We start from the raw sequence: 4,485 nt of genomic DNA on the forward strand, positions 1-4,485 counted from the left end.
CCGCCGGCCAGCACCACCAGTGCCGCGGCCCAGAGGGCCCGGGCACTCCGCGGTGCACGGCCGGGCAGGAACAGTGCAGCCACGGCCAGGAGCAGGACGGGCAGACCGACCAGGAGGGCGAGCAGGAGCGCCCACGGCACGGCAGTGCCTGCGCCGAACACCGGGAGGCCGGTGAGGCCGCCGTCGGCTCCGAAGCGCAGCGGCTGGCCCAGGGCCTGTTGCCACAAAGGTGCGGCGTCAAAGCCCAGCGGCAGGCCGGGGTCGGCAAGGAGGGCGCGAGGCCGGTCAATGGTGGAGGCCAGGAACGGCACGAACAGCGCAAGGCTGGGCAGCAGCGCCCACCAGACGGTCCGCCCGCGACGGCCCAGGAGCGTGCCGCACAGTGCCACGAGGACGACGCCGGGCAGCAGCAGCGATGGGGCTGCCGCGGTAACGACCGCCAATGCCAGGCCGGCCGCGGCGGCGGCGGTCCAGGAGGGTGTGCCGTTGATCCCAGGTTTCGCCGGGGGCGCTTCCGTGAAGCGCCGCTCCCCGGGGGCCGGAACGGCGTAGCGACCGCGTCCCGCGGCGGTGCCGGTGGCCCGCAACAGGGCGAGCACCAGCAGGGGCATGAGGACGTGGACAACCAGGGCTCCGACGCGGCCCTGGTTGAGCGCGACCTGGAGGGCGGGCGCTCCGGCCCACACGAGGGCAGCGGCCAGGCGGAGGCGGCGGCGCTGCGTCAATGCACCGGCGGCAAACCAGGCGCCGAGGGCGGAAAGCGGCATGGCCAGGATCAGCAGCCAGCCGAGTGCGCTGTTGGTATTGCCGGCACCGAGCACCCCGAGGACCCACAGGACATAGCCGAAGGGGTCGCCGTGGCCGGGAAGCCCTGCGCCGAGGGTGATCCACCAGCCGGAGGCATGGTTCCAGATTTCGCCCAGACGCAGCGAGACGGGAATCATCGCGCCGCCGGAGACAGCTTCTGCCCGGAAGATGTTGAGCAGGCCGATCAGTGAGGCAGCGGTGGTGATCAGGATGGCGAGCAGCGCGCCATTGCCCACCCAGCCACGGTCGGAGGTGGTCAGTGCAGCGAAGTCGTCGGCCGAGTCGCCGGTGGGCTGTTCGGCCAGCGGGTCGTTCCCGGTCAGGCTATCCCCGGAGTCGTCCGCGCCGATGGCTTCCATCAGCGAGCGGCGGTGCGCCCAGACCTCACGCCGCGGGGTCTGCAGCCCCTTGATGACAGAACGCCGGATACGGCGCGTCCGGCGCGCGTTTCGCCGCCCCCGGATCACGGCCCCGGGGCGCCCGAGTGCGCCGAACGTGGCCAAGAGTTGCGAAAAACCGTGCCCCGGATCTTTCACCGCGATACTCAGGACCAGTTTGAAAATGCTGCCCAGCAGGGCGCCGGCCGCGTGCAGCGGAACCTTCCACGCCGGGGCGTGCTTGAGCCGGAGGTGCACCTGTGCCTTGCGCGCCGCCGTCGCGTTGCCCAGCGCGTGCGGGCGGTGCGAGACGTGGAACATCCTTGCGCTGGGGACCACCACCACCCGGTGTCCGGCCAGCCGGTTGCGCCAGCAGAAGTCGACGTCGTCGCCGCTGCCCGGCAGGGCGGGGTCGAAGCCGCGGAGGTCTTCCCAGACGTCGCGGCGGACCAGCATGCCGGCTGAGTTGACGGCGAAGGTGTCGCTGCGGCCGTCGTATTGTCCCTGGTCGAGCTCGTCAGCTTCGATAAGGGTCAGCCGCTCGGCCCAGCGGCTTGTGGAGAGCCCGACGTCGATCAGCCGGCGCTCGGAGTACCAGTCCAACTGCTTGCAGCCGGCCACCGTGACGGACGGAGCGCGTTCCACGGCTTGGAGCAGTTCGGCGAGGGCTTCGGGAGCGGGGGCGGCGTCGTCATGCAGCAGCCAGATCCACTCGGCCGGCGCGCCGGCAACGGNCCGCTGCCGGAAGTGCCGCCGTCGCCCCGGGGGGCGAGCGCGCTGAGGCCTGCCTGCACGGCCCCGCCCATGCCGCTGCGGGGCTGGTCGAAAACGGTGACGTTGGCTGTGCCGAAAGCCTGTTCGAGGAGGGCCGCGGACTGGTCGCGGGAACCGGTGTCAACCCCGATGCAGGTGTCCGCGGGCCGGGTCTGACCCGCCAGCGCCGCGAGGGTCCTGGGGAGAAAGTCACCGCCGTCGTGGGAAACCACGACGGCGGTGACTCGTACTTCCTGAAGAATTAGATCGCTCGCTTCCTAAGCCGGCGCCGCTCGCGCTCGGAGAGGCCACCCCAGATTCCGAAACGCTCGTCGTTGGAGAGGGCGTATTCGAGGCACTGGGAGCGGACGTTGCACGCCCCGCAGACCTTCTTGGCGTCGCGGGTGGAGCCGCCCTTCTCAGGGAAGAACGCTTCCGGGTCGGTCTGTGCGCAGAGCGCATCCGTCTGCCAGCCGAGCTCGCCTTCGTCGTCGAAGTCCTGTTGGGAGGGCAATCCGATCCATACCGGCTGCGTCGTGGTGCCCGCATGGAGGGTCTGGAGTTCCATCGGTGGATCGTGAAGGTCGTTGTCCTGGTCCGGACCGGCCAGAAGTTCGTCATGCGCCGCGAGGAAGGCGGTCGCCTGGTCCTGCAGCGAGTCTTTGGTGTGTTCGTTATAGCGGTCCGCTGCGTCCGGATCGGCCGGATCTACATACCAGTCGCTCGGCACTCCGCGTGAACGGTACTTGGCCGTGGCCTGCCCAGCAACGACGGCCTCTTCATGGATACGCTCTGCTAGCCCCATTGGCGTTCCCTCTCTGATTTGCAGCCCTTGCCTGACCCTTGAACACTCGGTTGAGTGCCGGTTTCCGCGCATTGGCCTTCGATACCTAATTACACGTGTGTAAGTATCCGGGAGTCAAGCCACGGCGGAGATAATAATCAACTTGAGACCCAAAGCCGGGGCACGCCACGCCCGGGATTTTTCGGCAACACCCCGGAGAACGCGTGGAATAATCAGGGTACTGAGCACTTCGGAGAGTTTTTGCTGAATTCCCGGGGAACTTTCCCGCACGGTCCCGGGCAGCCACCCGACGGCGGTCCGGAGGCGTATGACAGAGATCACACAAGCGGCCGCCGTGGCAAGATGAACCCATGAGCATCCCGGCAATCGAACTGATGACAGCCCTGCGTTCCGGCCAGTCGACCTCCCCCAGGCTCACCTGGTACGGGCCTGACTCCGAGCGGGTTGAGCTCTCCGGCCGGGTCCTGGACAACTGGGTGGCGAAGACTTCCAACCTGCTGCAGGACGAGCTCGATGCCGAACCCGGGACGCGGTTGCGGCTGGACCTGCCGGCCCACTGGAAGTCAGTGATCCTTGCCCTCGCCGCCTGGCAGCTCGGCATGGAGGTCGTGTTCGACGACGCCGGGGCGGACCTGCTGGCCACCGCCGATCCGGGTCCCGGTGCGGCACAGGGGGCTTTCGACGCCGTCCTGGCAGTGGCACTGCCGGCGTTGGCCATGCGGTGGCCGGGCGAACTGCCCACCGGCGTCGTGGATTATGCCGCCGAGGTGCGCTCCCACGGCGACGTTTTTATGCCGCACGTGGACCCGGAAGCCTCGCGGCGTGCCGTGCTGGCCGCCGCGGGAACGGAACACACCCACGGCGGGCTGCTTGACGGCTTCGCGGCGCCGCACGGGGACGGCGTGCGGCTGCTGGTGCCCGCCGGCGACGGCCTGGAGACAGCCCTCGCCCATGCCCTGGGTGCCTGGCTGGGCGACGGCTCGGTGGTGCTGGTGCACCCCGACGTCGCAGTGACGGAGAAGCTGCTCGCGGATGAACGCGTCAGCGGCAGCTGAACACTGCCGTTAGGCCGGAGGGCCCGGCAGCTCGGAATCCTTGACGGAGCGGCCCTGGACTGTGCGGCCCTGGACTGTGCGGCTCTCGACTGTGCGGCTCTCGACGGTGCGGCTCTCGACGGCGGGGCTCCCGACGACGGGGCCGGGATGGGTGTGCGGGTGCCGTTCGATGATCTCGTGGTCGTGCGAGAACTCCGGCTCTTCGTCGAGTTCCTTGTTGAAGACCAGGAAGCGGTAAGCGAAGAAGCGCACCACCGTGGCGACCAGGATGCCAACGATGCCGGCGGCGAACAGCATGTTCTTGTCCGTCACGCCGAGACTGTACTTGGCGAGGGCGGTGAACCCGGTGGAGATGCCAATGCCGATGCCGTTGATCAGGATGAACATCGCGAACTCGCGGAGCACATTGTCCTGGCGGCGGTGGCGGAACGTCCAGAAGCGGTTCGCAATCCAGGAAAAGATGGTTGCGACGGTGGCGCCGACGAAGCGGGCTTTGGCCTCACTGTCGGTCATCGGACCGTGCATCAGGTAGTACGTGAGTCCGTTGTCAATGATGAACGCAACACCGCCCACCGCTCCGAACTTGGCCACTTCGCGCCAGAAGAGCGAGGCAAGCCCGCGCAAGCGCTCGGTAAGTGTAGTAATCATGACCCTCCGTGGCCTTCTTGAACTGTCGGCCAGTGGGCCA

General features: G+C 68.5%; 4 protein-coding genes and 1 pseudogene. 1 reads left to right on the top strand and 4 read right to left on the bottom strand.

The genetic code is table 11. From position 1 onward, the window contains the following. From K789_RS23755 to K789_RS26345, 3 genes and pseudogenes are all read right to left on the bottom strand, one after another. On the bottom strand, nucleotides 1-1,892 hold a 1,892-nt coding region (locus K789_RS23755), incomplete at its 3' end, for a glycosyltransferase family 2 protein (protein ID WP_416352823.1). A 125-nt stretch (nucleotides 1,893-2,017) separates the two neighbouring features. Beyond that, nucleotides 2,018-2,170: pseudogene (locus K789_RS26845) on the bottom strand (hypothetical protein); the annotation flags it as partial. Between the two features lie 29 nt (nucleotides 2,171-2,199). Continuing rightward, nucleotides 2,200-2,742, bottom strand: coding sequence for a WhiB family transcriptional regulator (locus K789_RS26345; RefSeq protein WP_024368482.1), 543 nt, complete (start codon nucleotides 2,740-2,742; stop codon nucleotides 2,200-2,202). A 350-nt stretch (nucleotides 2,743-3,092) separates the two neighbouring features. On the opposite strand from K789_RS26345, the gene K789_RS0121115 reads away from it, so the two are divergent. Next, nucleotides 3,093-3,797, top strand: a complete 705-nt coding sequence (locus tag K789_RS0121115) for a TIGR03089 family protein (protein WP_024368483.1) — start codon at nucleotides 3,093-3,095, stop codon at nucleotides 3,795-3,797. 9 nt (nucleotides 3,798-3,806) lie between these two features. Here K789_RS0121115 and K789_RS0121120 read toward each other — a convergent pair whose 3' ends face one another. Further along, the gene (locus tag K789_RS0121120) at nucleotides 3,807-4,445 is read right to left on the bottom strand and encodes a GtrA family protein (RefSeq protein ID WP_024368484.1); all 639 of its coding nucleotides are present in this window, start codon (nucleotides 4,443-4,445) and stop codon (nucleotides 3,807-3,809) included. Nucleotides 4,446-4,485 lie beyond the last annotated feature (40 nt).

Origin of the sequence: Arthrobacter sp. TB 26, from assembly GCF_000427315.1 — a bacterium.
Classification (GTDB): domain Bacteria; phylum Actinomycetota; class Actinomycetes; order Actinomycetales; family Micrococcaceae; genus Arthrobacter.